Consider the following 25,788-nt stretch of genomic DNA (forward strand, 5'->3'; position numbering starts at 1 on the left):
TCAACGCCGGCTTCCACCACCACAGCGCCAAACCCCACGCCGCCTTGTGCCTCCTCAAAACCTCCCCTCCAAAAATCAGCTAACCAGACAACCGCCCTGGGTTGTTCAACACCGATACGGTGGACAAAATGCTCCAGCATCTGATGAAGGAAGGCCTCAAGGTCGAAGGCGGCGACCGCCTCGGCAAAACCGTCATCTTCGCCCGCAATCACGACCACGCCGTATTCATCGAGGAGCGTTTCAATTTCCACTACCCGCACCACGCCGGACACTTCGCCCGGATCATCGACCATCAAGCGAAATACCCGCAGACCCTCATCGATGACTTCTCCCGGAAGGACAAGGCCCCGCACATCGCCATTTCCGTGGACATGCTGGACACCGGCATCGACGTGCCGGAAATCGTCAACCTGGTCTTCTTCAAGCCGGTTTACTCCAAGATCAAGTTCTGGCAGATGATCGGACGCGGCACCCGCCTTTGCAAAAACCTCTTCGGCCCGGATCAGGACAAGGAGCACTTCCGGATCTTCGACTTCTGCTTCAACTTCGACTACTCGCAGGCAAGCCCAACATCATCGATGGGCTCTTCCACACGCTGGAGGAGACGCTGCCGAGGGTGCAAGAGGCGTGATCTGCCGGAAGATTTTACCGCGGAGCGGCGAGCACGCTGCGCCCGGTTTGAAAAATCCTGATTTTCCGCGAAGCCCTGTTGCCATTTTCCGGGAAAGCTGGTAACCGTTTTTCCGATGGGCCGAAGCACGCCGCAACTTGAATTCCGCTGGACCTCGTGGTTCCGCGTTTTGAAGACCCCGGAGGCTCCGAAAGCGACGCCCTTGCGGGATGACAGCGGGCTAACGGCGTGGTGCGCGGAGGCTTCCAAATCGCTCCTTCTGAACGAGCTGGCGCGCAAGGTCCGCGTTTCCTGGAACCCGCGGATGCAGACGACGGCGGGCCGCGCGTGGTGGCCGGACCGGTCAATCGAGCTCAACCCGAAGCTCAAGGAGTGCGAGCCGGAGGAGCTCTGGCGCACGCTGAAACACGAGCTCGCGCACCTCGTCGCTTACGAACGCTGCGGCCGACGCCGGATCGATCCGCACGGGCCGGAGTGGCAGGCCGCCTGCAACGACTTGGGGATTCCAGGCGAGCAGCCGTTTCACAACCTGCCCTTCAAGCGCCGCAAGATGAAGCGCAACCACGCCTACATCTGCTCCAACTGCTTTTCCGTGATCCACCGGGTGAAGCCGATCAAGCGGGCGGTCGCCTGTTATGACTGCTGCCGGAAATTCAGCGATGGCGCGTATCACGACCGTTTCCGGCTGATCAAGCACACGCCGTGATCACTCGCGGTCCGCGACGAAGAGGGTGTGGGTGAAGCGTTTCGCCTTCGGATAAGCCTTGGCGCTGATGCACTCGACGTGCTTGAACGTGCCTTGCAGCGACTTTGCGAACGACTTGTCCGGGTGCGCGGACCAGAAGATGACGCGGCCTTCCGGCTCCAGCGCGTTCTTGATGCGGGTGATGCCTTTCTGGGCGTAAAGCCGCTCGTTTCCCTTCTGCACGAACGGGTCCGGGCCGTTGTCCACGTCGAGCAGGATGGCGTGGTAGCGGTCGTTGCCGCAGCGGTCGATGAGGTCGTAAACGTCGCCGACATGGATTCTCACCCGCGGATCATCGAGGAGCTTGCCGTTCACCTCGCTGAGGAACTCGCGGTTCCAGGCGACGACTTCGGGCAGGAGTTCCGCGACATCGACGACGGCGTCCGGGCCGGTCAGGGCGAGCACCCGCTTGAGGGTGAAGCCGAAGCCGAGCCCGCCGATGAGGATGCGCGGCTTGGCGGGAAGGTGGGCGCAGGAAAGTTCCGCCATTTGCTCCTCGGAGGACGAGGCGGTGGTGCTCATCAGCTGCAGGCCGGCGACTTTCAGGAAATGATGGCCGTCGTGCTCGTGGAGAGTGAGCTGGGCGCCATCGGGTGTTTTGCAGGTCGCGAGGGTGCGGGTGATTTTCATGGGACGGGCGCGCAGTCTCGGCGGTAATTTTCTCTGGAGCAAATCATTCACGCTGCCAGCGCCACTGAAAATGAAAGCCCGTGGGGGAATTATAAAGCAGTCGGTATCTTTTCGATCGCCGCGGACCTGAGAAATCCGGGCACGCCCTGCTCTCGATGCGTCTGGCTTTCAACGGGCCGGAAGGGTGGTTCGCGACAGCGGCGTCGCCCGTGACCGCGTTTTCCAGATGGAGTCATCAGGTGTTCGACATCCGTTCCGCCGCGCTCGCAAGTGCCGGTGGCGTCAATGCCGCAGCCACTTTGGCGGCGGTGAGCGAGCTGCGAATCCACCACTCGGCGGCTGTCGATTACCGCGAAGCGACGGTTTCGAGCTCTTTCATGATGGATCATATTCAAGCAATTCCCGAGCCGTCGGCGGTCATGATTCTGATCGGACTGACGAGTTTTATCTTTATTTTGAGGAAGCGATGATTTGAATATTGCCGCCGATTCGTCCCCCCGAACTTCATGTCCCGCGATGCCTTTCATGTCATGGGAGCCGCCGTCCTGCTAATGGATTGCGCGGCTGCGGCGGGATATCAGGCCGCATGGCAGTTAGGCGCGGACGATAGCGGACTCCCGCCGTTTTCCCAGGAAAGCAGCGGGCCAAACAGCTCTCCGGGTTCGGCGAGCGTGAAAGACGATGATTACTACTTCGCGGGCACTTACCCCACGCCCGTCGGCGTGGTTGGCACGGACGAGAACATCGCGTTCGTCGAGCGCGCGGTGACCGCGAGCGATCCACGGAACCGCATCCATTTCCCGCTGACGGCGGCCCAGGCGTCTTCGGCTTCTCGACTGCGCATCACCGTGGATTTTTATTCGGGCGGGGCGTGGATCGGCAGCACGCTTCCAGGATACTCCCAACATGATGTCGCGGTGACCTTCAACGGCCACCCCGTGGGCGTGTGCAACGGGATCACGTATAATCGCACGCTGGTGTTCACCGTTCCCGCCGCGTCGGTCGCCGCCGTCGCGGGGGCGAATGTCCTGCAAATCGAGCGCACCGGCGGCGGGGCCGGCGGCTACATCGGTTTGGACTTCATCAGGCTGGAGGCGGATGCCGGCGCCCTCGCGGATGCCGACGCCGACGGCATGCCGTTTTGGTTCGAGGAGCTTTACGGCCTGAGTGATTCTAACGCGGCGGACGCCCTGCCCGACCCCGACGCGGACGGTCTCGGCAATCTCGCGGAGTTTCTGGCAGGCACTAATCCCACGGACCCGGACAGCGACAATGACGGGCTGGCGGATGCCAGCGAGCTCGCGCTCGGGACCGATCCGCTCAATCCCGACACCGATGGCGATGGGCTTGCCGACGGCCAGGAAACCTCCTCCAGCCCGCTGTCCGCGAATACCGATGGCGACGCTTTCCCGGATAACATCGAACTCGAACAAGGCAGCGACCCGACAAACTCCGCCTCGGTTCCGTTTGATTTTCCGGGAGCGGTCAGCCTGCAGTTTGTTTGCGAACGACAGAACTCCGCGACGCTCGGGCCGGGGGAGCCCGCCGGATTTTTCCGCCTGCCGCACTGGAACGCGCCGCCGCCCCTGCCACAGTGGATGCCTGATGGAACGGTCTTGAGCGGATCGACGAGCGCCTTGAAGGACCATCGCGGGCAGGTGACCTCGGCAGCGGCCTCGTGGTCGTATCATCATTCCGAGGTTGGCCTGCACAAAGGAACCGGTGACGAGCGCCTGCTCGACGGAATGGTCATCACCCAGCGCAGCGCTTCGAGCAACATCCCCGTCTCGGTCAGCGTGACGGGAATTCCCTACGCCACCTACGATCTTCTCGTTTACGTCGGCTACGTCTATCCGGGCAGCCGCGGATTTCTCCGCCGCGGTGGCGATCCCGCCACAGACCGGTATTTCGTGGCGGCATCCGCGCCGCCTTTTTCCGGGTGGAAGGAAATCACCGCGAACACCCAAGCCGGGATCGCGCCCGGAAATTTTATCCGCTACCGGAATCTCACCGGGCCGATCCAGTCGCTCAGCCTCCGGCCCATCGACTATGATGCGGTCGCAATCCATGGCCTGCAGATCATCGACAGTGGCAGTGATTCGGATGGCGACGGCATGTCGGACGACCTCGAAATCGAGCGTCATCTGAATCCCGCCCTTGCCGACGCCACGGTGGACGCGGATGGCGACGGCATGAACAACGCCGCGGAAATCGCCGCCCACACCGATCCCCATGACCCCGACACGGACCATGACGGCATCCCCGACGGGGCGGAAGCCGCCCATGGCTGCTGGCCGCTTGATCCTGATAGTGATGGCGACGGCCTCACGGATGGCGATGAAATCCATTTTTCCCCCTTCCCGTCGTCGCCCGCACTCGTCGACAGCGACGGTGATGGATTCACCGATGCGGTTGAGCGCGCTTATGTGTCCGATCCGCTCTCGGTCGCAAGCACGCCGCCACCCGTCCCGGTCTGGAACGCGGCCACCCGCACGTGGCTCTGGCGCGTTGACAATTTCCGGGTGCTTTGGAATCACGACCAGTCGATGCTCGGTGCCATCGATGGGGACGAAACGATGCTTTGCGAAGCGGTCACGGAGATCGATCAAAGCGGAGAAAGCCGCGAGATCGGGATAGGGATTCGTTACCTCAACGGGAAACTGGTGCATCGCTTCCGCTGCGCTCCGGGCGCGTTTTATCACAGCGCGCCTGCCGGTGACGGTTTCTGGGACAGCGATTGGAGCGCCGTGCCGGTGGACCGCACCCGCGCGTTCGGATTCGGCGGCTATGGCCCGGCGGATGATTCGGTGCCGCTGCGACTCGAGTTTTCAGCCACCCAGTCGGACGCCGGGGCGAATCTCTGGACGATCCGTTTCCTCATCGCCGACCTGACCGATCCGGGCTCGCCCGTCACGCTCGCGTCGTTCACCAACAACACCGCCGTCGCCGCCGTTCCCTCGTTGATTTCCGGCACCGCCGAATGGACCCCCCCGAGTGGAACTCCCGGCCGGATCGGATTGACGATGGAAACCGGAGTCCGCGCGCTCATCTCGCCGGGCGCGCTCGGACCCGCCGATGCGGATTGTGACGGCATGCCCGACGCATGGGAAAACGCCTATCTGTTCAATCCCGCCGCTGCTGGCGACGCGGCGCTGGATGCCGATTCGGACGGCCTCTCCAACCTCAGGGAATATCTCGCCGGCACCCATCCGCGCAATCCTGACAGCGACAATGACGGCGCCGCCGACGGGGCGGAGGTGGACCGCGGCTTCAATCCGCTTTCCGCCGCGAGCATCCCGACATGGTTCAATTTCTCCGGCAACATCGACGATCTGGACGGCGACGGCTTGTCCGACTCGTGGGTCCTCTGGAGCGGCGGCAAACACCGGCTGCCCGCAGGCGATGATGATGGCGACGGCATGAGCAACCTTGAGGAAAGCGCCGCCGGCACCGATCCCGATGACGCCCGCTCCCGCCTCGACCTAACATCGTGGCGCTCCGGCAATGATCTCGTGCTCTCGTGGACCGACCTGCCGGACAAGGCATGGCACGTTGAAACCAGCGACGCTCTCAACGCCTGGCAAAGCGCCGGCGGCCTGCCGGCCTCGGTTGTCGGCGGTGGACGCAGGCAGATCACCCTGCCTTCGGTGTTTCCCCCGGCCGCGGCCAAGCGCTTTTACCGCACCGGGATTGGGCGGCTGGATGCCGACAACGACGGCGTCGAGGATTGGGCGGAGAAAAGCGTGCTCGGCTCCTCGGTTGTTAGCTCCGCGTCCCTCGGCCAGCCGCTCGTCAAATCCAACGGCCTGACCCTCAGTGGGGATGCCGTGGCACTGCTCGACCGTCTTCAGGGATCCTCGCCCTCCGGAGGCACGCCGGGCGGCACGGCGCCGGGCAAACCTTCCCCGGTCAATGCCTCGCGCTTCCTGATGCAGGCGTCGTTCGGCCCCACGCCGCAGGCCATCCGGGAGGTCGTGGACCTCGGATACGCGGCATGGATCGACCGTCAAGCCAGCCTCCCGCCGTCACTTCTCCAGCCCTACATCCGGCAAATCAAAGCCGACGCCGCCGGCCCGCACATCGACCCGTATTATGCTTTCAACGAGGCCGGTCAATTCGTCCAAGGCAGCAACGTCTCCACGCCCTTCGCCCGCAATGCCATCGACGCGCAAGACCAGCTCCGCCAGCGCGTCGCGTTCGCCCTCTCCCAGATTCTCGTGCTTTCCCGCCGGGACGCGAACCTGTCGCAAAAACCCGAGGCGCTGACGAATTTCTACGACGCCCTCGTCCGGCACGCGCTTGGAAACTACGGCGACCTGCTCCGCGAAGTCACCTTCCATCCGGCCATGGGCTGGTACCTCAGCTATGCCGGAAACCAGAAGGCCGATCCGTCGGTCCCGCGCTATCCGGATGAGAATTACGCCCGGGAATTCATGCAGCTCTTCACCATCGGGCTGTGGGAACTCAACCCCGACGGCAGTCACAAACTCGCGGGCAACGGCCAGCCGGTTGCCACTTATGACAACGGCGACATCACCGAGCTCGCCCGCGTTTTCACCGGCCTGTATTTCACCTCGCCTTACGGCTGGGGCGGCGGCGGCTGGGCGGACGAGCATTTGGTCCAACCGATGGTGATGTATGCCGACCGCCATGATTTCGACGCCAAGCGTCTGCCGCACGGCGTGGTGATTCCGGCCCGCGACGCCACCGAGGCCAACGGCATTCAAGACGTGCGCGATGCCGTGGACGCGCTCTTCCATCACTCGAACACCCCGCCCTTCGTCTGCCGCCAGCTCATCCAGTTCCTCGTCACGGACAACCCCGCGCCCGCTTATGTCCAGCGGGTCCAGGATGTGTTCGTCAACGACGGCGCGGGAGTCCGCGGAAATCTAGCGGCTGTCGTCAAGGCCATCCTGCTCGATCCGGAAGCGCGCAATCAACCGCTCTCGCCCGCCTTCGGCAAGGTCCGCGAACCGGTCATCCGCACCATGCATCTGGGCCGCCTGTTCCATCTCATCGAGGCGCATCCGGAGTTCGTCTGGTGGAACGGGGCCGACACTTACTACGATTACAGCATCCAGGAGCCGCTGTACTCGCCGAGCGTTTTCAATTTCTACACGCCCGTCTATCAAGCTCCGGGTGAGATCCGCAACGCCGGCCTCGTCAGCCCCGGCTTCCAGATCCTCAACAGCTATTCCGCGGTTTCGTTTCCGAACCTGCTGTGGACCTACCTTCATGACGGCTTCAAGTCCGGCTGGAACTGGAATTTCCCCCTCGACTACCGCGACACGCTGCTGCTCGCGGAGAATCCCGCCGCCCTCGTCGATCATTTCGATCTTCTCGTCTGCGCCGGCAGCATGACCGCCCGCACCCGCGGCATCCTGCTCGCGGCTCTGGCGAATCCGGCATTGAGCCAGAAAGACCGCGTCGCCCTCGCCGTCTGGACCGCCATGACCAGCCCGGAAGGCGGGGTGCAGAAATAACAACCCACTTCAAAACGATGCGCTCACGCCGCCAATTTCTCGGAGAAGCCAGTTGTGCCGGAATCGGCTCGACCTCGATCGTCTCGACGCTCTTGAACCTGACCATGGCCAACCACGCCGCCGCCCAGGCCGGTCTGCCGGGTGAGCGCAAGGCGCTGGTCTGCCTTTTTCTATCCGGCGGCTGCGATACGTTCAACCTGCTCGTGCCCCGCGATTCGGCGAGACACGCCGAGTATGCCGCCGCGCGATCCGGGCTGGCGCTTCCGATCAATGATCCCAATCCGTCGAAAAATCTCATTCCGCTGAACTTCGACGACAACGGCCGTCAATACGGCCTGCATCCCGCCTGCACCCGGCTTGCGGAAATGTTCAACGGCACCGGCAGCTTCGTGGGGAAAAAGCGCGTCTCCTTCCTCGCCAACATCGGCACGCTGATCGAGCCGATTCCGAACAAGCAGGCCTATCTCAACGGCACCGTCGGCATTCCCAAGGCCTTGTTTTCCCATCGCGACCAGATCGAGCAATGGCAAACGTCGATGCCGCAGGGGATGTCGATCCTGTCCGGCTGGGGCGGCCGCGCCGCCGACGTGATCCACTCGGCTTACAACACCGAACAAACCGGCGGCTATTACATGCCGATGAATTTTTCCCTCTCGGGAAACGCCGCGTTCCAGATCGGCCAGAGCGAGGGGCAGTTCGTCATCACCAGCGGCGGCGCGCTTTCATTTACCGGTGCGGGCGGGACCTCTCCGGTCAACCAGACGAAGGACCAGATCCTGCGCTCCACGGTCGCCAGCCCCGTCGAGGATCACTATCAGAATCTTTTCCAGCGCACCCACGGCCGCATCACTTCCAACAGCATCGGGCGCGGCGCGCAGTTCCAGACGAATTTCGACACGCCGGGCTCGATCAACGGCCAGGACATCAACGCGGTCATCGCCGCCGCTGGATTCCCTAACCACTGGCTTTCCGATCAGTTCAAGGCGGCCATCAAGACCATCTCCATCCGCGAGACACTCAAGCTGCGGCGGCAGACGATTTTCATCGAATTCGGCGGCTGGGATCACCACACCGAACTCCTAACCAACCAGCGCAACATGCTGCTCACGCTCGACGGCGTGCTCTACGCTTTCCAGAAATCGCTGGAAACCCTCGGCCTCGCGCAGGACGTCGTGACCTTCACCTGCTCGGATTTCGGCCGCACGCTCCGCTCCAACGGCCAGGGCACCGACCACGCGTGGGCGGGACACCAGTTGGTCATGGGCGGCCCGGTCGCCGGCGGTCAGATCCGCGGTGCGTTCCCATCACTGGAGCTCAACGGCCCCGGCGACATCGGCCGCGGCGGGCGGATGTTTCCGACGCTTTCCACCGACGAGTATTTCTGTGAGTTGCTGCGTTGGTTCGGCGTCACCGCGGGCGACATGGACATGGTGCTGCCGAACATCCGCAGTTTTTATGATCCGGCCAGCGTTGCCAATCCGGTGGGTTTCATGCTCTGAACTGACCATGCGCCGTCTGTTTCCCATCGCTGTTGTGATCTTGCTGTTCGGCCTTGTCGCGATGGTCGTCTGGATTTCGAACCAGCTCGATTTCAAACGGAAACCGTTTCCCGTCCCCTCGGTGAAAAGCGAAATCAAACCGTCTCCTCCGCCGTTGCCGACCGCCAGCGAGTCTTTGCTCGCTGGCTATGCCGATCCGGCCACCCCGCCGATCGAGGACCTGCGGAAAATCCACCGGGTGGCGATCGGCTATTTCTCGGTGGTCAAAGACTCCGGTCGTTTCCCCATCGGCGGGAACCAAGACTTTTCCGCCGCGCTGCGGGGAGAGAATCCGAATCGCGAGGTTTTCATCCCCGCGGGCCATCCGGTTTTCTCAAAGGACGGACTGCTGGTCGACCGCTGGGGAAGTCCTTTGATCGTTCACCCCGAGGCCTGGCGGCAGCTTGAATTGCGTTCGGCAGGTCCCGATCGGCTTCCTTTCAATGACGACGACTTGATCCTCACCTCCGCCGGGACCTCTGCGCAGGGAAAGTAACTCGCTCATCTTGAGTTGGATAGCCTGCCTGATGATGAGGCTTGCGTGGTCGGACCTCACCCGCCAAGCTCCCGCACTAATTATGAGCGAACGACGCGTCGTCATCACCGGCATTGGCTGTATCACCCCACTTGGCAACGACCTGACCACCACTTGGGATGGTCTCAAGGAAGGGCGCAGTGGCATCGGAACCATCACTCAGTTCGATGCGTCACCGTTCGATTGTAAAATCGCGGGCGAGGTCAAAAATTTCAACGCCGACGATTATTTCAACGTCCCCAAGGACGCCCGGCGCTCGGACCGCTACGTCCAGCTTGCCGTCGCCGCGTCGAAGATGGCGATGGCGGACTCGGGAGTGGATGTTTCCGCCATTGATTCGCGGCGCTTCGGTGTGATGGTCGGCAGCGGCATCGGCGGTCTGGCCACGCTGGAACGCGAGCACTCGACGTATTTGAACAAGGGAGCCAAGCGCGTCTCGCCGTTCACGATCCCGATGATGATTTCCAACATCGCCAGCGGCATCATCTCGATGGAATACGGCCTGCGCGGTCCTAACATGGTCATCGTCACCGCTTGCGCCACTTCCAACCACAACATCGGCGAAGCCTGGCGCATCATCAAATTCGGCGATGCGGACGCCTTCGTCTGCGGCGGCGCGGAAGCCGCGATCCTGCCGATGGGCCTCGCCGGATTTGCCAGCATGAAGGCGCTCAGCACCCGCAACGACGAGCCCGAGCGCGCCTCGCGGCCTTTCGACAAGAACCGCGACGGCTTCGTCATGGGCGAAGGCGCCGGCGTGATCGTCATCGAGGAGCTCGAACACGCCCGCAAGCGCGGCGCGAAGATTTACGCCGAGCTCATCGGCTATGGCGTGAGTGCGGATGCCTATCACCTCAGCGCCCCTTCACCCGATGGCAGCGGCCCGGCTTACGCCATCGGCATGGCCCTCAAACACGGTAAAAAGAATCCCGAGGACGTCGATTATCTCAACGCCCACGCCACCTCCACCGGCCTCGGCGACGTCGCGGAAACGAAGGCGATCAAGCTCGCGTTCGGCGATTACGCCACCAACGGGCTGGTGGTGAGTTCCACCAAGTCGATGACCGGCCACATGCTTGGCGCGGCCGGCGGCGTGGAGCTCATCGCGAGCGTCATGGCCATCAAGGACGGCGTCATTCCGCCGACGATCAACGTCGAGGAGCAGGACCCCGAGTGCGATCTGGATGTCTGCCCGAACGTCGCCCGCGAGGTGCCCGTCAAGGTCGCCCTCAGTAACAGCTTCGGCTTCGGCGGTCACAACGCGTCGGTGCTCGTCAGCAAGTTCGAGTGAGTTCGCCCATGGAAAATCCGGTCCATCGGCAGACGGGGGAGATCGCGTTCGGCGATACCGACGCCAGCGGCTGGATGCACTTTCCGAACATTTTCAAATACGCCGAGGAGGCGGAGCACGCGTTCCTTCGTTCGCGGGGCGTGCTGGTTTTCGCCCGGGAAAAAGGCGGCTGGCCGCGGGTGAAAGTATCCTGCGACTTCAAGCGGCCGTTCCAGTGCGGCGACAAATTCGAGGTGCTGCTAGGCGTTTCGCGGATCGGCGCGTCGTCCGTCACGTGGGATTTCGAGGTCCTCAACGCCGCCGGTGAAATCGCCGCTTTCGGCAGCATGACCAACGTCCGCGTGGATCGCGAAGGCCGTTCGCAGGAAATCACCGCCGCCGAGCGCGCCGCGATTCAAGGCGAAGCGTCCTGAGCCGCGGGCGCGCGTGGGACCATTTTTAGGTTCACTCGATCTTCAGATGGTGGTTTAATCCTGAAATGGACGTCCATCCGAACCACCAAACGTCATGAAAAACACATCCCCCATCTCCCTGCTTTTCATCACCGCCGCTTCATTCCCTACGGCATTCTGCTCAAGCTATCCTACTGCGGCACGGTTTTCTATCATTGGATCAGCAACGGGGTTCCCGGCATCTGGAAGCCCTTCGCCATCGCCGACGTGCTCTTCCTCGCCCTTTTTGTCTGGGCCTTCCTCGCCCTCGGGAGATCGCCCCGCCCAACCCCGGATCGACCGGCTTCGGATTTCGCGGTTTAACCTTCCCCCACCAAGCCACAGCCGGCAGATTCCGGGCGTCCCCTGACCCATGGAAACCACCGGCCGTATCATCCTCGTCCCGACGCCCATCGGCAACATGAGCGATATCACGCTCCGCGCTTTGGAAATCCTCCGCAGCGCCGACCGCATCGCCTGCGAGGACACCCGCCACTCCGGCCAGTTGTTAGCGCATCACGGCATCTCCGGCAAGCCGCTCGTCTCGCTGCACGAGCACAACGAAGCCCGCCGCGCGCCGGACCTCATCGCCGCCGCCCGGGCGGGCGAGACCATCGCCGTCATCAGCGACGCCGGCATGCCCGGCATCTCGGACCCCGGCTACCGGCTCGTGCAGGCCTGCATCGAGTCGGGCACGCCTCTCGAAGTGCTGCCCGGTCCGTCGGCGGTCATCACCGCGCTCATCGGCTCGGGCTTTCCCTGCCACGCCTTCCACTTCGGCGGCTTCCTCTCGGTGAAATCCGGCAAGCGCCGCAGCGCGCTGAGCGTCGCGCTGGAGTCGGGTGAAACCGGCATCTTCTTCGAGTCGCCGCACCGGATCGTTTCCACGCTCGAAATTCTAGCGGAAATCAACCCGCTCGCCCGCACCTGCGTCGCCCGCGAGCTGACGAAGAAGTTCGAGACCTACCACCGCGGCACCGCCGCCGAGGTGTTGGCGCATTTTCAAAGCCATCCGCCGAAGGGCGAGATCGTGTTGCTGGTGCACTCTGAAATGTAGTCCAGGACTTCGGTCCAATGCCTTCAAGGATTCAAAATAACGACCCGACCCGCATTCTTCTTCGCTGCGCAGCAATTCCTGTCACGGCGAGGCCTGCGGGTGCCGGAGGATGTCTCCCTGATCGCGACGGACCCGGACGATCATCAAGCATGACTTGGGCGGCGGGGATCAATCCGGCGGCTCCCTCGGTGCGGAGTTTCTTGCAGGCGCGTTTCACGGTGACGAGCGGCACTCAAAGACCGCCTTCAACTCCTCCGGGGTGAGCTCGCGCCAATCGCCTTCTTCGAGGTCGTCCGGCAGTTTCAAGCCGCCGATGGAAATCCGCTTGAGCCCGAGGACGTGGTTTCCCGCGGCGGCGAACATCCGGCGGACCTGGTGATAGCGGCCCTCGTGCAGGGTGACGAGGGCTTCCTTCTCGCCGAGCACTTCGAGCTTGGCGGGGAGCAGCGGGCGGTTCTCGTTGTTGAGGACTAGCGTGCCGGGGGCGAAGAGCTCGCCCTCGTGACCTTCCAACGGACGGTCGAGCTCGGCATGATAGACTTTGTGGCACTCCGATTTCGGATGGATGATCTTGTGGAGCAATTTCCCGTCGTCGGTCATCAGCAGCAGGCCGGTGGTGTCCTTGTCGAGCCGGCCGATGGGGTTGAGGCCGGGATTCCGCTGGGCGAAACGCGGCGGCAGGAGATCGTAAATCGTGCTGCCGGGGTCCTCGCTGCTGCACGTGTAGCCGTCCGGCTTGTGGAGCATGATGACGAGCGGGAAGGGGGGGTCGAGCGGTTCGCCGCGGAAGAGGATCTGGTCGTGCGGCGGCACGTCGTTCTCGCCTAACACGTTGCCGCCGGCATCGGTGACCGCGCCGGAGCGGATGAGGCGCTGGACTTCCTTGCGGGAGCCGTAGCCGAGGTTGGCGAGGAGTTTGACGAGTTTCATGGGAGAAAATGTTAGCGTTTCTCGGCGGAGAGGATCTTGTAAATCCTGTCCTCCGCGACTTTGCGCCAGGCGAGGCCGCTGGCTTCGAGGGCCGCTTCGTAGGGCAGTTGGCGGTTGGCGACGAGCAGCAATTTCCCGCCGCGCTTGAGCGAGGCGGCCGCCACCTTGAGAAACGCCCGGCCGAGATCCACGTCCGTCGCCTGGCCGGTGTGAAATGGCGGGTTCATGACGATGGCGTCGTAAATTTCCGGCAGGCCGGTGGTGACGTCGTGCCAGTGATAGGTGACTTCCCGCGTGTGGCCGGCGAGGTTCCGGCGGGCGCATTCCAAGGCGCGCGCGTCCGCCTCGAACAAGTCCAGCCGCTGGATCTTCGGGCAGCGCTTCAGCACGGCGTCGGATAGAAACCCCCAGCCAGCGCCGAGGTCGGCGACGTTTCCGTGCAGGTGGGCGGGCAGATGGTCGGCGAGAAGCTGCGAGCCCGGATCGATGTGGTCGCTGCTGAAAATCCCGGCTTGCACGATGAAGCCGGAAACTTCCCGCAGCTCGCCGAGTGCCCGCCATTCGCGGAAGACCGCTTCATCCGCCTCGTCCAACAGCGCGTGGAAGGCGCGGCACTTGTGTTTTTGGATCGAGACGATGTTGCCGGCCGCGCGGGAAAGCTCCTTTTCAAAACGCCCGGCTCCGGCGGTGTTCGGCATTGCCACGAGCAGGCGTCCGCGGGGCTCCAGCCGGTCCTTCCCCAGCGCGAACCACGCCAGCGCCTCGTCCTTCGACTTGCCGGGCAGGACCATCACCAGCGGGAATTTCCCGTCTGTCAGATGCTCCACCCGCGCGAACCCCGCCTTCTCCCAAGCCGCGGCGTGCGGCTTGAACGGCTGCCAGCCGACCACCTCCGGCCACGCCTTCAGCGCGGGATGCGGCTCCGCGCCGAGAAACAAGGCGCGCTTGGGGACGGAAATCCCGTCATCCGCCGAGAAGGCGAGCATCAATGTTTCAAGCGCGGGGTTCATGCGTCATTCTTGAGGTCATTCCGCGCGAAGGCAAACTCCGCGACGATTTCCCCGCCGATCAGGTGCTGCTCAATGATGCGCTCCAACACCTCCGGCGTGCACGAGTGATACCAGGCGCCTTCCGGGTAAACCACCGCGATGGGCCCGCGGATACAGACGCGGAGGCAGTTCGCCTTGGTGCGGAAAATTTTCGGGTTGTTGGCGTTGGCCAGCCCGAGCTCCTTGAGCCGCCGCTTGAGGTATTCCCAGGATTCCAGCCCGGCTTCCTTCGCGCAGCATTTCGGCTCGGTTTGATCCGCGCAGAGGAAGATGTGGCGCTCGATTTTTTCAATGCCGAGGGCGTCGGCGCAGGCGCGGAGGTCGTTCACTCGGCGGACTGTGATTTTCCGCCCTCGAAATTGCAAGACCCGCTCAAACCTCGTCACTGGTCCAGAAAGGCAGGGCGCAGCCATCCGCGAGCAAGCGGGCCCTCATCGCCGCAGTGAATTCCGACGGAAAAGTCGCGGCGAGTTTCCGGTCCGTCGTCCAAGCCGCCTCGCCACCATGGTCGGCGCACCAGATTTCCGTGCCGCCGGGATAACGAGCCCCGGCGACCCAGCGGCCCAGCGATGCGTCGATAACAGCAGCATTTTCCTGATCGGAGAAAACGCCCGGCTCAGTTGCCGGATCATGAAAAATGATGCTCATGGCGTGTTGGCTTGATCATGGGGAGAGTAATCGAAAAAGCAGGTTCCAAGCCAAGACAAGTGGTTCTCGCAATGCGTGCCTTTGGGGATGAAATCCGGACGCCGTGGGCTGCCCTGATCCGGAGCCCATTCCGGGGCAGACAAATCGCGGTGCTGGCGGGTCCGGACGGCGACATCTTTCGCGCAATAGGGGCAGTGGAAGCAGCGGCGAAAATCCCGCCGGTCGACTAGCAGCGCGTAACCGAACAGCGGCAGAGAACCGGTGATGAGCAGCCATTTTAGCAGAATGAGAAGCGCCGCGAGGCGGTAGCGTTTCACGGTGGTTTGATTAGGAAGGCAATGCATGTCAGCGGTTTGCGATGAGGCGAAGTGAGAACCTGGCCCAAAGCAGATCATTGATGCAATGAGAGAATCGCCGGCGGTCAGATTCCCTCCTGAGCGGCAGCCTGGCGCGATCCAGCGGCATCGCCTCAGTCGCAAGTTACCGCAGGCAATGCTGATTGGCAGGATTCCTTGAATGTTGGCTCCGCAGGGAAGATTGAGGGGGAAATCGTTGGAAACACGCCATCCGCCACCCAATCGGTTGAATAGTCAATTAAACGGTCGCCATGGCGCATTGAACGGCTCATGTTATTTGGTTAGCGATTTCGAATTCATCCTTCGACATCTATCAAACCATCTGGTTAAACTCTCCCCACGCAGCATGGAACCGACCACCGAGCGTGACTCATTGAAGTCGCCATTCACCCTTTCGCAGTGGCTCCTTGTCGCTGTCGGGACCGGGCTGTCGGGTATTCCGGTTTGGTGGTATCTCCAAGCTGGCGGACGGCCGGTCAGTCCATTCTGGATCACGGCCGGGGTTTCGATGGCGTTTTTCGTCCGTTATGGATGGAGGGCGGCTCCGGCGGTGATCACCGGCCATCTGGCGCTCGGGTGGCTCACCGCTCCCGACGGGCCGATGTGGGCGACTTTCGGATTGGCCGTGATCTTCACGGCGGAGGCCTGGCTGGTGAGCGTCGCGGCCTATCAAAATCGCCGGATGACAGCCGCCTGGCGCTATCTGGTGGCCGCGGTCCTCTGCGCGGCGCCGTGCGCCTTGCTGGCCGCGACCGTCCTAACTTACTCCGGCGGCATCCCAGCGGATTCCGCCGGAAACGCGGCTCTTCTCATCGCGCTGTCCCACGCCTTGGGGATCGTCGCGTTCGGCGGACTGACGCTTCATTTGCTGCAGCGCGATTTCAATCCGGCGGAACTTAAAAGGGAGCGGAAGGGGGCGCTGGCAGGAATCGCGGCGCTGGCGCTGGCGGGCCTGGCCTTTCACGGGTTTTCCAACGGATTTCTCGCTGCCAGTTCGGCTATCCTCCTGCCATTGCCGTTGCTGGTGGGCGCCGCGTTCCGACTCCCGCCGGCACCGGTTTCATTGCTGGCGGCGTTGTGGTGCGTGTCTTCGGTGGCACTGGCTTATTCCGGAAAGGGCCCCTTTGTGGCCGATGCGGCCGGGATGAATTTCACGGAACTCGGCGTTTATAACATCGTGATCGCTTCGGTCATCCAGCTGGTCGCCGCCGGCTCGTCAGGCTTGCGGAAGGCGGAGGCGATCACGCTGGCCCGCGGCTATCAGAAGGCGAAGCTGCACAGCCTGCAGGCGAACCTGAGCCCTCATTTCCTCTTCAACACGCTCAATGTCATCCGCGCCCTGGTCTATGCCGATCCGGCAAAGGCGGACCACGCCATTACTTCGCTGGCCGGCCTTTTGCGGCGCAGCCTCCGGACCTCGGAGGTCAGCTTGATCGGTCTCCGGGAGGAGCTCGAACAGATCGAGGTGCTGCTGCGGCTGGCCCGCCTGCGCTACCATGACCGCTTGCAGACGCGCATCCAGGTGCCGGACCACTTGTTGGAAGTCCTTGTGCCGCCGATGCTGTTATTCAATCTGGTGGAGAACGCGATCACCCACGGGATCGGCAGTTTGGAACTCGGCGGAATGATCACGATCAGCGCCGGGTCCAGCCAGGAACAGGTTCGGATTTCCATCCGCAACTCGGGAACGCTCGACGGAAAAGCCACCCGCGGCAACGGCACGCAGGACGCGCTGCAGCGGCTCGAGATGCTCTTCGGCGGCACCGCGAAGTTCTCCTTGTCACAAATGGACGAGAAGACCGTCTCCGCCGACGTCGACCTGCCGCTTTCCCCCAACTACCAGATATGAACTTCAAAAACCAGTTCCTCACCTTTCTCATCGTCGATGACGAGGATCTCGCCCGCGCCGATCTGTCCCGCCAGATCGGCGGGCTGCTGCCGTCCTTCACCGGTATCGAGGCCGCGAACATCCACCAAGCCCGCGACCTGCTGATGCGCCAGCGGGTGGACGGCGTGTTCCTCGACCTGGAAATGCCGGGCGGCAGCGGCCTGACCTTGCTGCCGGAAATCAGGGCGATGGGCGTGCCCGTCGTGGTGGTCACCGCGCATGAAAAATTCGCGGTGGATGCGTTTGACGGAGACGCGGCGGACTATCTGCTAAAGCCCGTCGAGCTGTCCCGCCTGGCAAGAGCCTTGACGCGCATCCGCAAGCTCGACCGCCGCGATCCGGCAGACCCGCTCATCATGCTCGGCGACCAAAGCAGCTGCTGGCCGCTGCGGCAGGATGAAATCGTCATGGTGGAATCCGAGGGCAAGAACGTCGTCCTCCATTTGAAAGACCGCGGACCGATCCCCATACCCCGCAGCTTGAAAGAGATCGAGGACCTGCTCAACGAGAGCCAGTTCGTGCGGGTGAATCGTTACCGAATCGTCCAGTTGCTGTGCTTGAAAGAGATCCGCCGACGCGCGGGAGCAGGCAACTTCGTGGCCGAGCTCGACGGCCACGGGACCATCGAGTTCTCCCGGCGGCAGTCGATCGCCTTCCGCCAGCGCTTCGGGTTTTGAGAAAGATCAGTGCAGATTCGAGATGGTCTGGAAGATGGCGGTGATCATCAGATAGGCCATGGTGCCGATGAGGCCGGCCATGATGATCAGCACGGTGGGCATGACGAGGGCCATGATCCGCTGGAGGCTCTTGTCGAGCTCCTTGTCGTAGCGCTCGGCGGCGCGACGCAGGGAGAGGTCGATTTTGCCGGTTTGCTCGCCGACGGAAATCATGTCGATGAGCAGCGGCGGGAAGGCGCCGTTGCGGATGAGGGCTTTGGAAAACGACCGGCCGTCGCCGACCTGGGCGATGACCTTGTCGAGCTCGCCGCGAAGGCCGCGGTTCTGGGTGGCATCGCGGGAGAGTTCGAGCGCACGCAGCAGCGGCAGGCCGTTGCCGACGAGGTTGGCCATGGTTTCGAGGAACTGGACGTAGAAGCGGCTGGTGATGACCGGGCCGACGAGCGGCAGCTTGAGCTTCATCCGGTCCCAGGCGGGTTTGTTAGCGTCGTTGTCCTTCCAGGCTTTGAAGAAGATGAGCGAGGCAATGATGGTGAGAAGCATGACGATCCACCACTTCTTGATAAAGGCGGACGCGCCGATGAGAATGGCGGCGCCGAGCGGCATTTTCCCGCCGCTGGTCTGGATCAGCGCGGTGAGCTGCGGGATGAGAACGGTGATGAAAATGATTGAAACTCCGATGCCTGCCAGAATCAGGAACGCCGGATAGATCATCGCGAGGATGAGGCGGGCCTGGAGCTCGGCGAGGGTCTTCAGATAGTGGGCCTGGCGCTTGAGGATGTCGTCGAGCGCGCCGGACGCCTCGCCGGCGGCGGCGAGCGAGCAATACAGCGGACCGAAGCTGGGGCTGACTTTTTTCAGGGCGACGGAGAAATTCACCCCGTCGCGCACGATCTGGCGGATCTTGAAGGAGACGGCCTTGAGATTGCCGAGCTCCTGGCGGTTTTCCATGGATTTGAGCGCGGGCTCCAGCTGGAGGCCGGCGCTGAGCATGTCGGAGAGTTCCTCGGTGAAGAGCACGACTTCCTGGCGCTTGAGCTTGATCGGGCCCTCGGGGATCACGTCTTCCTTGGCGTCGGCCTTGGCCCGGGAGCGGTCGGGCTCCTCGGTTTTCCCCTTGGCGCCGCCAGTGGATTTTTTGGCGGAAACGGCGGCGGCGGTTTCCCGGAGATTGACCGGCTGGAGGCCTTTTCGATCCAAAACGCGCAGGGCCTCGGGACGATCCGCGGCATCGATTTCCCCGGTGGTGACGGAGCCGTTAGTGGCGAGGGCTTTGTAGGCGTAAAGAGGCATCGGCGGGTAAAACTGAAATACTGAAATGAAATCAATCCCCGCCGATGTCGGAGGAGGTGACGGAGATGACTTCCTCGATGGTGGTCTCGCCCTTCATGACCTTGTGCCAGCCGTATTCGCGCATCGGGATGTAGCCGTCGCGCACGGCCTGGACACGGAGTTCGACGGCTTGGGCGCGGTGGGCGACGAGCTCCTGCATCGGCTGGGTGAGCAGGATGATTTCGTAAATCGCGAGCCGGCCGGAGAAGCCGGTCATGCGGCAGCGGTCGCAGCCTTTCGGCGAGTAAACCTGGCCGGGGATGTGCATCGGGATGCCGAGGTCGCGTTTGTCCTGCTCGGAAACCTCGCGCGGAGTTTTGCAATGAGGGCAAAGTTTCCGGACGAGGCGCTGGGCGAGGAAGGCGCGGACGGCGGCGGAGACGAGGAACGGTTCCACGCCCATGTCGATGAGCCGGCTGATGCCGCCCATCGCGTCGTTGGTGTGGAGCGTGGAGAACACCAAGTGACCCGTGAGCGACGCGCGGATGGCGATTTCCGCAGTCTCAAGGTCCCGGATTTCCCCGATCATCACGATGTTAGGATCGGCCCGCAGAATCGAGCGCAGCGCGGTGGCGAAGGTCAGGCCGATCTCGTTTTTCACGGCGATCTGCATCACGCCGGTGAGCTTGTTTTCCACCGGGTCCTCGACGGTGACGATGCGCCGCTCGGGGTGGTTCACCTCGGTGAGGAACGAGTAAAGACTGGTCGATTTACCCGATCCGGTCGGGCCGGTGATGAGGATGATGCCGTTAGGAAGGTGCAGGAGGGACTCGATTTTCTTGAGCACGAACGGCTCCATGCCGAGCTTGGCGATGTTGAATTTCTCCTGGTTGAGGAGTCGCAGGGAAACGCTCTCGCCCTCGACGGTCGGCACGGTGGCGACGCGGACGTCGATGGTCGCGCCTTCGAACTGGAGGTTGATCCGGCCGTCCTGCGGCACCCGGCGCTCGGCGATGTCGAGGCGGGCCATGATTTTCAAACGGGCGATGACCGAGCTCTGCAACGCCTTGATGTTTTCCGGCACGGCGATCTCGATCAAGCGGCCGTCGATCCGGTAGCGGATGCGGAGATTGGTGCTGAGCGGCTCGACGTGGATGTCCGTCGCGCGCTGGTCGAGCGCCTCGCGGATGATCTGGTTGACGAACTTGACCACGGAGGCTTCCTCGTCGTCGTCCTGGTCGATGACGTTGGCCTCGTCCTCGCCGCTTTCGATCTGATCGTAGTCGAAATCGCGGCCTTCGAGGATTTGCTCGAAGGTGTCCGCGCCGACCCCGTAAAGGCGGCGGAGCGCTTCATAAAGCCGCTTGCGAGAGGCCATGCACCAGTCGATGGGCAGCGCGAGTTCCTGCGCGGCGGCCTGGCGGGCGACCAGATTGAACGGGTCAAACGTGCAGAGCTTCAGCCGCTTGTGATCGCCATCGCCGGTGATCGCCACGGGCAGCAAGCGGTGACGCAACGCCAGCCGCGGGCCGCAAGCCTCGCGCAACGGAAGCGGCACTTCCGCCAGCGGGATGCTGTCGAGCCACTCGATGCCGAGGTCGTGCGCGAGCTCGCGCATGTAGCGCTCCTCATCGACCACGCCGGCGTCGAGCACGTCATCAATGGGCGAGCGCTGGCGCTGGGCGGCGCCTCGAAGGACTTCGGTAAGCGCGGGAATGTCCTCGCAACCGGTGCGACGGGCAGGTTCGATCAAAAGCTGGGTCATGAGTGGCGACTTCTTGTCGCTCAAAAGCCGCCCGCCCGCAACCTTGTCTCTCGAAATTGAACAAATAGCCTGCGGCGAGGCGGGATTTCACGTGCGGTCCGGGCCATTTCCTGCATCGTTCCGGGCGTGTCATATCTGGAAATCAAAAACCTCCACACCCATTTCAGCCAGCGGACCGGCTCGGTGTTTTCGCCCGGCAAGCACGTCGTCCGTGCGGTGGACGGAGTGAGCCTGAGTCTCGAAAAGGGCGAAATCCTCGGCCTCGTCGGCGAATCCGGCTGCGGGAAATCCACCTTTTCGCGCACCATCATGCAGCTCATCCCGGCGACTTCCGGCTCGGTGGTGCTCGACGGCGAGGATCTTTCCGCCCTCGCCCCGGCGGAAGTCCGCAAGCGGCGACTGGATTTCCAAATGGTTTTCCAAGATCCCTACGCCTCGCTCAACCCGCGGATGACGATCTTCTCCACCCTCGCCGAAGCCGTCCGCCAGCGCCATCCGAAGCTGAAGGGCGACGCGCTCTTCCACCGCGTGGAAACGCTCATGGCCACCGTCGGCCTCGATGCGAAAGTCATGCGCAAATACCCGCACGAATTCTCCGGCGGCCAACGCCAGCGCATCGCCATCGCCCGCGCGCTCGCCCCGGAACCGAAGCTCGTCATCGCCGACGAACCGGTCTCCGCACTCGATGTCTCCATCCAGTCGCAGATCCTCAACCTCATCACCTCGCTCCAGAAAGACCTCGGGCTGACGATGATTTTCATCTCCCACGACCTCGGCGTCGTCCACTACATCGCCGACCGCATCGCCGTGATGTATCAGGGAAAAATCGTCGAGTCCGGCCCGGCGGGGCAAGTCTTCCACGAGCCGCAGGCCGACTACACCAAGCGTCTGCTCGCCTCAATCCCGCGGCTGGCCGCGAATGGTTAGGCCGTCCGCTTCAAACGCGGCGCGCAAGGCTTGCAGGATCGCCACTGCCGTCGGGCCGTCGCCGTGGACGCAGAGGGAATCGACCTTGCCGTTCGAGACAATCGCCATCGCCTGGGCCACCGCGTCGTCCACGTTGGCAATCACCGCGCCCGGCTCCGCCCGCGGCATCAGCGAGCCGTTTTCCAGATAGCGACGGTCCGCGAAACCTTCCGAGCAGACCGCCAGCCCCGCCGCACGACCGGCAGCGGCGAGTTGGCCCGCGGGCGGCGCGTAGAGCGTCAATTCAGGCGAAATGGCAACGATCCCTTCCACCACCGCCGCGGCCAGCGCCTCATCGCGGTCCGCCTGATTGTAGAGCGAGCCATGGGGTTTCACATGATTGAGCCGCGCGCCCGCCTCCGCGGCTAACGCGGAAAGTTTCCCGACCTGCCGCCGCACCAGGCCGGTAACTTGATCTAGCGGCAGCACCAAGGCCCGCCGGCCGAAATGCTCGCGGTCCTCGTAACCCGGATGCGCGCCGATCGCCACGCCCGCCGCCATCGCCAATTCGATCGCCCGCCTCATCGTTAGCTCGTCGCCGGCATGGCCGCCGCAGGCGATGTTCGCGGAACTCACCAGGCCGAGAAGCACCTCGTCCTCGCTCCCGCCCTCGCCGAGATCGGCGTTCAGATCGATGAATCGCATTGCCGTTATTACAACAGTTTCAGTCCCGTCCGCAAGCTTGCGAAATCCCGCTCCTCCCGCCACAGCAGTTCCCGCGCCTCTTCCCAAGTCACCTCGCGGAATCTCACGGCAGCACCCGGCCACGCCCGCGCCAGCTTCGGCAAGTCCACGGAAATGACATGGCCGATCTGCGGATAGCCGCCGATGGTCTGCCGCTCCGCCAGCAGAATGATAGGCTGCCCGTCCGGCGGCACCTGCACCGAGCCGCAGGCCACTGGCTGCGAGACCATTTCGCGGGGCTCGGCGAGTTCCAGCGCCCCGCCTGCCAGACGCGCGCCCATCCGGTCCGACCGCGGCGTGAGCTGGTAGGCTTCCGAGCGGAACCGCAGCCTCGCCGCATCCGAGAACCAATGTTGCTGCACGCCTGGCAGAAACCGCAGCTCGACCTCCGAAATCCGATCCTCCCGCCCGACATGCCAGTCGCCGCAGCGAGGAACCTCTCCCGCCTCGCAAAAAGCCAGCCGATCACCCGCCCTCAACCCACGTCCGTGAAATCCTCCGAAACCCGCCCTCAAGTCCGTCGCCGCGCTTCCCAGCACTTCCGGCACCCCCAGTCCGCCGGCCACCGCGAGACAGGCGCGGACGTCGCCCGTTAGTTTCGAGAAATCCACCGTCTCGCCCGCCGCCACGCGCCGCGATTTCCCCGTCGCGCCGACCAAAGCCACCGTCGTTTCCGCGTGGAATTTCAAGACCGGCCCGCTCATGCAGATTTCCAAGGCCGCCGCGCCTTCCTCGTTTCCCACCATCAGATTCGCCACCCGCAAGGCGTGCCGGTCCACCGCCCCGCCGGGAGAAACGCCGGACGATTCGTGACACGGCCGCCCCAGATCCTGCACCGTCGTCAACGCGCCCGGCTCGATCACCTCGATCCAGCGCTCACCTGATATTTCCGCGGCCCGCGGAATTTCAACCGCCGCCTCAAGCGCCTCCACCGGCACGAAGCGCACCCGGTCCCCGGACCGCAACAAGGCCGGCCGCGCCGCCAGCGGATCAAACAAGCCCGCGTCCGTCCGTCCCAGCACATGCCAGCCGCCCGGCGACGCGAACGGATAGATCCCCGCCTGCCCGCCCGCCACCGCCACCGATCCCGCGGGCACCGCCAGCCGCGGAGTTTCCCGCCGCGGCACGCGCAGGCATTCCGGCAAGCCCAGCAGATAGGGAAATCCCGGCGAGAACCCCACCGCCGCCACCGTGTAAACCGCGCTGCTGTGCCGCGCGATCACCTCCGCCACCGACAAGCCCGTCCGCTCCGCCAGCTCTTCCAAATCCGGCCCGTGCACGCCGCCGTAACAAACCGGAATTTCACGCTCCTCGCCCTCGATCCATCGATCCGCAACCACCACCACCGACCCGATCCATTCCAAAATTTCCAACCCGTCCGCCTCGTCGAAACGCACCGCCAGCGAGTCGAACGACGGCACCACGTCCAGCACCCCGGCCGGCCGCTCGTTTTCCAAAGCCGCCACCAAGCCCATCACCCGCGCCAGCGCCGCCTCGCCGGATTCACCGGGAAACTCCACCAGCCACGCGGAATCGCCGAGAGCCTTGAGCGTCATGGCCGCAGCCTCGCACGTTCCCGCAGACTTGCCAATCTCGGTGAATCGACGAGCTTGAGCGGAGAAATCGTCATTGGCCCATGAAACCCATCGTCATCACCTGCCTGCTCGGCATCACCTCGCTTGCTTCCTGTCAGGAAAGGAAAAAAAACCCGCTCGGCGAGACCCGCGCCACCGCGGCCGCCGCCAACGCGCGCCCCGCCTTGGAGCGCGATCTCGCAGCAGCCGGCTTGCACTTCGGCGACCCCGTTTTCATCCGCGCCTTCAAGGAGGAAAAGCAGCTGGAATTGTTCCTCCGCAACCGCGCGAGCGGAAAATTCAAGCTGTTCCGCACCTATCCGATCACCGCCGCGTCCGGCGTCCCCGGCCCGAAACTCGTGGAAGGCGACGGCCAGGTGCCGGAGGGATTCTATCACGTCCCGTCCGCCGCGATGAATCCCGCCAGCCGCTACCACCTCTCGTTCAACATCGGTTATCCCAACGAATTCGACCGCGCCCACCAGCGCACCGGCAGCGCGATCATGGTTCACGGCAACTGCGTTTCGATCGGCTGCCTCGCCATGACCGATGCGAAAATCGAGGAGATCTACACGCTCTGCGCCGCCGCCCACCACGGCGGCCAGCCTTATTTCCGCATCCATCTATTCCCCTTCCGCATGACCGCGGCACGCATGGAAAAAGCCGCGGAAAACCCTAACCAAGACTTCTGGAGAAACCTCGCCGAGGGCTACGACCACTTCGAAAAAAACCACGTCCCGCCGGACGTCACCGTGCGCCACCTCCGCTATCATTTTTCATCGAAGCCGAGCTGAATCGGCCGACCCGCTCACCCGCCGCCCGCAGGCACTCTCCATCAGATCCGTCCAGCGGTAGCGGTCCCTGCCGCCAACCACCCCGAACTCGCCGACCCGTGGATCGCCTACAACCACGACATGATCCCGCGCTACCGCAATCTCGCCCGGGCGACCTATGGCATCGACGGCCTGCATGTCCCGATTTCCTCTTACCTCCACGAGCCGGATCCGGCCGCAAGCAAGAGCCGCAACCAGCGCCAGATGTCCATGAACCCTTGGGGGCTGACCATCGGCCTGCAAGGGATGACACTGCAAAGCATGTGGCAGAAATACCTCTGCGATCAGGACGTCGAATCTCTAGGGTCAGTAGTATCAGATCGAAACAAGTGGTTTTTTTGATTTTTTCTGAAGGTTGGATTTGGGCGTGAGGATGCCTGCCAGATCGGGAGTTGCGATTTGGCCGGGCTGAGATTTGGACCTCTTGGTTTGTTGGCTTCCGGGACGGAAGGTGGAGACGGTGGCGGGTGGTGGCAGCCACCGGTTGCAGATCGTTTTTCAGATCGGCTTCGCCCCTTTTGCCTGGCGGACTGGTGTGACGAGCCCTCGACAGGTTGCCGGGGCGGAGTATCTTGAAGCCATGGTCCGGCCCGGGGTTGTTCTCCCCAGGTCGGATCGGGGGCGACCGGTGTCTTGGCTTACTGACCCAAGCCGTCGCGTTTCCACGCGGCATCCCAGCTAGAGCCATCCGGTCGCCCCGTCTCCGTTTTGCTAGTCCCGTTTGCGGTTCATTTCGTTTGAGGCCGCGGGTTGGTGGGAAGGTGGTTCATTGGCGCGTGGGGAGGTCGATGCCGTGGAGTTCGAG

At 63.3% G+C, this 25,788-nt stretch carries 23 protein-coding genes and 1 pseudogene; 14 read left to right on the forward strand and 10 right to left on the reverse strand.

All coding sequences use genetic code 11. The features are described 5' to 3' along the window. Positions 1-101: 101 nt before the first annotated feature. Positions 102-587, forward strand: a pseudogene (locus AC4DF4_RS09455) (helicase-related protein); the annotation flags it as partial. 159 nt (positions 588-746) lie between these two features. Continuing rightward, positions 747-1,337, forward strand: coding sequence for a SprT family zinc-dependent metalloprotease (locus AC4DF4_RS09460; protein ID WP_490047877.1), 591 nt, complete (start codon positions 747-749; stop codon positions 1,335-1,337). On the opposite strand, the gene AC4DF4_RS09465 is transcribed toward AC4DF4_RS09460, so the two are convergent. Next, positions 1,338-2,006 carry a spermine/spermidine synthase domain-containing protein gene (locus tag AC4DF4_RS09465; RefSeq protein WP_490047878.1) on the reverse strand — a complete coding sequence of 223 codons (669 nt, stop codon included), beginning with the start codon at positions 2,004-2,006 and terminating at the stop codon, positions 1,338-1,340. A 239-nt stretch (positions 2,007-2,245) separates the two neighbouring features. Between AC4DF4_RS09465 and AC4DF4_RS09470 the strand changes: the two genes are divergently transcribed. From AC4DF4_RS09470 to rsmI, 7 genes are all read left to right on the forward strand, one after another. Beyond that, complete coding sequence (locus tag AC4DF4_RS09470) at positions 2,246-2,476, forward strand: PEP-CTERM sorting domain-containing protein (protein ID WP_490047879.1); 231 nt, start codon at positions 2,246-2,248, stop codon at positions 2,474-2,476. 36 nt (positions 2,477-2,512) lie between these two features. Next, on the forward strand, positions 2,513-7,489 hold the full coding sequence (locus tag AC4DF4_RS09475; protein WP_490047880.1) for a DUF1800 family protein: 4,977 nt from the start codon (positions 2,513-2,515) through the stop codon (positions 7,487-7,489). A gap of 17 nt (positions 7,490-7,506) precedes the next feature. After that, the gene (locus tag AC4DF4_RS09480; protein ID WP_490047881.1) at positions 7,507-8,988 is read left to right on the forward strand and encodes a DUF1501 domain-containing protein; all 1,482 of its coding nucleotides are present in this window, start codon (positions 7,507-7,509) and stop codon (positions 8,986-8,988) included. 7 nt (positions 8,989-8,995) lie between these two features. After that, complete coding sequence (locus AC4DF4_RS09485) at positions 8,996-9,523, forward strand: hypothetical protein (RefSeq protein ID WP_490047882.1); 528 nt, start codon at positions 8,996-8,998, stop codon at positions 9,521-9,523. An 82-nt stretch (positions 9,524-9,605) separates the two neighbouring features. Further along, positions 9,606-10,853: a beta-ketoacyl-ACP synthase II gene (gene fabF / locus AC4DF4_RS09490; RefSeq protein ID WP_490047883.1), complete on the forward strand. Its 1,248-nt coding sequence runs from the start codon at positions 9,606-9,608 to the stop codon at positions 10,851-10,853. A gap of 8 nt (positions 10,854-10,861) precedes the next feature. After that, a complete protein-coding gene (locus tag AC4DF4_RS09495) occupies positions 10,862-11,266 on the forward strand; it encodes an acyl-CoA thioesterase (RefSeq protein ID WP_490047884.1) in 405 nt (134 codons plus the stop codon). A 391-nt stretch (positions 11,267-11,657) separates the two neighbouring features. Then, positions 11,658-12,341, forward strand: coding sequence for a 16S rRNA (cytidine(1402)-2'-O)-methyltransferase (gene rsmI / locus AC4DF4_RS09500; protein ID WP_490047885.1), 684 nt, complete (start codon positions 11,658-11,660; stop codon positions 12,339-12,341). 213 nt (positions 12,342-12,554) lie between these two features. Here the strand turns inward: rsmI and AC4DF4_RS09505 are convergent, their stop codons facing one another. The 5 genes from AC4DF4_RS09505 to AC4DF4_RS09525 are packed head-to-tail and all read right to left on the reverse strand — an operon-like array spanning position 12,555 to position 15,285. Continuing rightward, positions 12,555-13,271, reverse strand: a complete 717-nt coding sequence (locus AC4DF4_RS09505; RefSeq protein ID WP_490047886.1) for a pseudouridine synthase — start codon at positions 13,269-13,271, stop codon at positions 12,555-12,557. Between the two features lie 11 nt (positions 13,272-13,282). After that, on the reverse strand, positions 13,283-14,281 hold the full coding sequence (locus AC4DF4_RS09510; protein WP_490047887.1) for a class I SAM-dependent methyltransferase: 999 nt from the start codon (positions 14,279-14,281) through the stop codon (positions 13,283-13,285). Further along, complete coding sequence (locus AC4DF4_RS09515) at positions 14,278-14,649, reverse strand: (2Fe-2S) ferredoxin domain-containing protein (RefSeq protein ID WP_490047888.1); 372 nt, start codon at positions 14,647-14,649, stop codon at positions 14,278-14,280. Before AC4DF4_RS09515 ends, AC4DF4_RS09510 begins: the two co-directional genes overlap by 4 nt. A 43-nt stretch (positions 14,650-14,692) precedes the next feature. Then, positions 14,693-14,968 carry a hypothetical protein gene (locus AC4DF4_RS09520; RefSeq protein WP_490047889.1) on the reverse strand — a complete coding sequence of 92 codons (276 nt, stop codon included), beginning with the start codon at positions 14,966-14,968 and terminating at the stop codon, positions 14,693-14,695. Beyond that, on the reverse strand, positions 14,965-15,285 hold the full coding sequence (locus tag AC4DF4_RS09525; RefSeq protein WP_490047890.1) for a hypothetical protein: 321 nt from the start codon (positions 15,283-15,285) through the stop codon (positions 14,965-14,967). Before AC4DF4_RS09525 ends, AC4DF4_RS09520 begins: the two co-directional genes overlap by 4 nt. 385 nt (positions 15,286-15,670) lie before the next feature. Between AC4DF4_RS09525 and AC4DF4_RS09530 the strand changes: the two genes are divergently transcribed. Together AC4DF4_RS09530 and AC4DF4_RS09535 are read left to right on the forward strand one after the other, a co-directional pair. After that, positions 15,671-17,173, forward strand: coding sequence for a histidine kinase (locus tag AC4DF4_RS09530; RefSeq protein ID WP_490047891.1), 1,503 nt, complete (start codon positions 15,671-15,673; stop codon positions 17,171-17,173). Further along, on the forward strand, positions 17,170-17,889 hold the full coding sequence (locus AC4DF4_RS09535) for a LytR/AlgR family response regulator transcription factor (protein ID WP_490047892.1): 720 nt from the start codon (positions 17,170-17,172) through the stop codon (positions 17,887-17,889). The genes AC4DF4_RS09530 and AC4DF4_RS09535 overlap by 4 nt, the downstream gene beginning before the upstream one ends. A gap of 6 nt (positions 17,890-17,895) precedes the next feature. Here AC4DF4_RS09535 and AC4DF4_RS09540 read toward each other — a convergent pair whose 3' ends face one another. Further along, positions 17,896-19,182, reverse strand: a complete 1,287-nt coding sequence (locus AC4DF4_RS09540) for a type II secretion system F family protein (RefSeq protein WP_490047893.1) — start codon at positions 19,180-19,182, stop codon at positions 17,896-17,898. Positions 19,183-19,213: 31 nt separating this feature from the next. Beyond that, entirely contained in the window at positions 19,214-20,926 is a 1,713-nt protein-coding gene (locus AC4DF4_RS09545; protein WP_490047894.1) for a GspE/PulE family protein, read from the reverse strand. 126 nt (positions 20,927-21,052) lie between these two features. Here AC4DF4_RS09545 and AC4DF4_RS09550 point away from each other — a divergent pair, with 126 nt between their 5' ends. Further along, a complete protein-coding gene (locus AC4DF4_RS09550) occupies positions 21,053-21,853 on the forward strand; it encodes an ATP-binding cassette domain-containing protein (RefSeq protein WP_490047895.1) in 801 nt (266 codons plus the stop codon). On the opposite strand, the gene AC4DF4_RS09555 is transcribed toward AC4DF4_RS09550, so the two are convergent. Both AC4DF4_RS09555 and pxpB read right to left on the reverse strand, forming a co-directional pair. Then, the gene (locus AC4DF4_RS09555; protein ID WP_490047896.1) at positions 21,824-22,537 is read right to left on the reverse strand and encodes a 5-oxoprolinase subunit PxpA; all 714 of its coding nucleotides are present in this window, start codon (positions 22,535-22,537) and stop codon (positions 21,824-21,826) included. The genes AC4DF4_RS09550 and AC4DF4_RS09555 overlap by 30 nt on opposite strands. Before the next feature lie 8 nt (positions 22,538-22,545). Next, on the reverse strand, positions 22,546-24,132 hold the full coding sequence (pxpB, locus tag AC4DF4_RS09560) for a 5-oxoprolinase subunit PxpB (RefSeq protein WP_490047897.1): 1,587 nt from the start codon (positions 24,130-24,132) through the stop codon (positions 22,546-22,548). A gap of 80 nt (positions 24,133-24,212) precedes the next feature. On the opposite strand from pxpB, the gene AC4DF4_RS09565 reads away from it, so the two are divergent. Together AC4DF4_RS09565 and AC4DF4_RS09570 are read left to right on the forward strand one after the other, a co-directional pair. Next, positions 24,213-24,944 carry a L,D-transpeptidase family protein gene (locus AC4DF4_RS09565; protein WP_490047898.1) on the forward strand — a complete coding sequence of 244 codons (732 nt, stop codon included), beginning with the start codon at positions 24,213-24,215 and terminating at the stop codon, positions 24,942-24,944. Positions 24,945-25,064: 120 nt separating this feature from the next. After that, the gene (locus tag AC4DF4_RS09570; protein WP_490047899.1) at positions 25,065-25,325 is read left to right on the forward strand and encodes a hypothetical protein; all 261 of its coding nucleotides are present in this window, start codon (positions 25,065-25,067) and stop codon (positions 25,323-25,325) included. Positions 25,326-25,788: the final 463 nt, after the last annotated feature.

The sequence above is a fragment of the Luteolibacter sp. genome (genome assembly GCF_058122085.1).

Bases quoted from the DNA above. Each gene is read 5' to 3' on its own strand.
- AC4DF4_RS09460 (WP_490047877.1), top strand. From the start codon at position 747: ATGGGCCGAAGCACGCCGCAACTTGAATTCCGCTGGACCTCGTGGTTC.
- AC4DF4_RS09465 (WP_490047878.1), bottom strand. From the start codon at position 2,006: ATGAAAATCACCCGCACCCTCGCGACCTGCAAAACACCCGATGGCGCC.
- AC4DF4_RS09475 (WP_490047880.1), top strand. From the start codon at position 2,513: ATGTCCCGCGATGCCTTTCATGTCATGGGAGCCGCCGTCCTGCTAATG.
- AC4DF4_RS09480 (WP_490047881.1), top strand. From the start codon at position 7,507: ATGCGCTCACGCCGCCAATTTCTCGGAGAAGCCAGTTGTGCCGGAATC.
- AC4DF4_RS09485 (WP_490047882.1), top strand. From the start codon at position 8,996: ATGCGCCGTCTGTTTCCCATCGCTGTTGTGATCTTGCTGTTCGGCCTT.
- fabF (WP_490047883.1), top strand. From the start codon at position 9,606: ATGAGCGAACGACGCGTCGTCATCACCGGCATTGGCTGTATCACCCCA.
- AC4DF4_RS09495 (WP_490047884.1), top strand. From the start codon at position 10,862: ATGGAAAATCCGGTCCATCGGCAGACGGGGGAGATCGCGTTCGGCGAT.
- rsmI (WP_490047885.1), top strand. From the start codon at position 11,658: ATGGAAACCACCGGCCGTATCATCCTCGTCCCGACGCCCATCGGCAAC.
- AC4DF4_RS09505 (WP_490047886.1), bottom strand. From the start codon at position 13,271: ATGAAACTCGTCAAACTCCTCGCCAACCTCGGCTACGGCTCCCGCAAG.
- AC4DF4_RS09510 (WP_490047887.1), bottom strand. From the start codon at position 14,281: ATGAACCCCGCGCTTGAAACATTGATGCTCGCCTTCTCGGCGGATGAC.
- AC4DF4_RS09520 (WP_490047889.1), bottom strand. From the start codon at position 14,968: ATGAGCATCATTTTTCATGATCCGGCAACTGAGCCGGGCGTTTTCTCC.
- AC4DF4_RS09530 (WP_490047891.1), top strand. From the start codon at position 15,671: ATGGAACCGACCACCGAGCGTGACTCATTGAAGTCGCCATTCACCCTT.
- AC4DF4_RS09535 (WP_490047892.1), top strand. From the start codon at position 17,170: ATGAACTTCAAAAACCAGTTCCTCACCTTTCTCATCGTCGATGACGAG.
- AC4DF4_RS09540 (WP_490047893.1), bottom strand. From the start codon at position 19,182: ATGCCTCTTTACGCCTACAAAGCCCTCGCCACTAACGGCTCCGTCACC.
- AC4DF4_RS09545 (WP_490047894.1), bottom strand. From the start codon at position 20,926: ATGACCCAGCTTTTGATCGAACCTGCCCGTCGCACCGGTTGCGAGGAC.
- AC4DF4_RS09555 (WP_490047896.1), bottom strand. From the start codon at position 22,537: ATGCGATTCATCGATCTGAACGCCGATCTCGGCGAGGGCGGGAGCGAG.
- pxpB (WP_490047897.1), bottom strand. From the start codon at position 24,132: ATGACGCTCAAGGCTCTCGGCGATTCCGCGTGGCTGGTGGAGTTTCCC.
- AC4DF4_RS09565 (WP_490047898.1), top strand. From the start codon at position 24,213: ATGAAACCCATCGTCATCACCTGCCTGCTCGGCATCACCTCGCTTGCT.
- AC4DF4_RS09570 (WP_490047899.1), top strand. From the start codon at position 25,065: ATGATCCCGCGCTACCGCAATCTCGCCCGGGCGACCTATGGCATCGAC.